1 protein-coding gene is annotated in these 781 nt (G+C 40.2%); it reads right to left on the bottom strand.

Annotation, left to right across the window (positions count from 1 at the left end):
- Positions 1-114: 114 nt before the first annotated feature.
- Positions 115-255: a DUF3265 domain-containing protein gene (locus UF06_RS28245; RefSeq protein WP_082069537.1), complete on the bottom strand. Its 141-nt coding sequence runs from the start codon at positions 253-255 to the stop codon at positions 115-117.
- Positions 256-781: the final 526 nt, after the last annotated feature.

Genomic DNA, 781 nt, shown 5'->3' with positions numbered 1-781 from the left:
CAAAAAAGAATAAATGTCCAGAAAACAGCGCCAAATGTAGCAAACTTGCAGACAAGCTCAAAACTGAAAAGCCAAAGGAACAAAGAAGAACCATAACTCACTGATTTTGCGTGATTAAACATAACAAAGCGTTAAGGGGTGAGTGCCGCATAAACCAACTTTCCGCAGACCACTTTCACCACCAAAATGACCGCATACCAAAAATGCCACGCGGCACGAATCCCTCTTTAACGCTTTGTTATGTTTAAGCTTCAAGGGCTTACGTTTTACCAAAAACCAAGATTAACCCAGCGTTGACTCATAAACAAAAAGCAAAACCTAAAAAACTGAAATGACTCATAGATTTGAAAAACAGACTTCGAATTTTGGCAATTCAAGCCCGAAAACTTGTGGTCAAAATACCGATTAAGCCAACCGCACCTACCTCGTGCTTACTCGAGAATTGACTGAGGCAACACTCTGAATTTCCAGCACCAAAGAATAAATGTCCAGAAAACAGCGCCAAATGGAGCCAACTTGCCGACAAGCTCAAAACAAACAAGCCGACGGAGCAAAGAAAAGGTGCAACCCACTGATTTTGCCTGATTAAACATAACGCCGCATTAAGTGGTGAGCGACGCTAAACACCGGTGCTTCGACAAACCACTTAAAATACAAAAACTGAATTTACACTAAAACCGCCAAGCGTTGCGAATCCGTCTTAAATGCTTTGTTATGCAAATTCAATAAGATAAACCAGAAGTTACACCAAATTTGATTAAGAAAACAATCAAAATATTGG

This window comes from Vibrio sp. S234-5, from assembly GCF_000960595.1.
Classification (GTDB): Bacteria; Pseudomonadota; Gammaproteobacteria; order Enterobacterales; family Vibrionaceae; genus Vibrio.
Note: the sequence above shows the minus strand (reverse complement) of the source record. Positions and strands in the feature narration are given on the sequence as shown.